We start from the raw sequence: 612 nt of genomic DNA, 5'->3' as shown, positions 1-612 counted from the left end.
GGGATTACCTCGCGGGCGAGTTCGCAGATCTCCGCGTACTCGGTGTCGGTGATGTCGATCGTCAGCCGCATAGCCTCGAGTACGTCCTCGAGGCCGATCGGTGTGGCTGGCGCATCGGGATGCTTGCGCAGCGCCACCAGGTATCCCGCCAAATGATCCATGGCCTCACGCGGGTTCACCCGCCACAACCACGCGAATACATGCCCGAACCCGTCGCCGACATGCAGGAAATCCCCGTCACCGGCTGGGAGTGCAATGTCAGCCTGCTGGGCAAAGAAGGTGGTCAGCAGATATTCGCGGATGCCGTCGGGCACGTCGGCGGCCACCGACATCAGCACCGCCTCCGGGCGGCGGTGCGCACCCACATACACCCGCCGTGTCGGGGTCGCCGCTACATCTTTGACCAGCTGGGGAGCCATACGTCGAAACTCACTGGAAGGCAGCACTTCTGGGAACGTCATACCCACACCCTACCAAAGTCGTACCTGTTTACGTACGCAAATCGGTACCTAAACAGGTACGTTGACGGTCTGCCCTGTTTGCTAAATGAACGCTGAACGGGTGACAGTGGCGATCCAGACGAGCCCCACGGATCGAGGCCGGCGGGCACAT

The 612-nt window shown here is 61.9% G+C and carries 1 protein-coding gene; it reads right to left on the bottom strand.

All coding sequences use genetic code 11. The annotated features are described in order from the left end of the window. The coding region (locus ACFQV6_RS44315; protein WP_378033751.1) for a hypothetical protein at positions 1–461 on the bottom strand (461 nt) is incomplete at its 3' end. Positions 462–612: the final 151 nt, after the last annotated feature.

Source organism: Actinoplanes sp. GCM10030250 (genome assembly GCF_042666575.1).
GTDB lineage: Bacteria > Actinomycetota > Actinomycetes > Mycobacteriales > Micromonosporaceae > Actinoplanes.
This window is presented reverse-complemented; position numbering and strand designations above follow the sequence as displayed.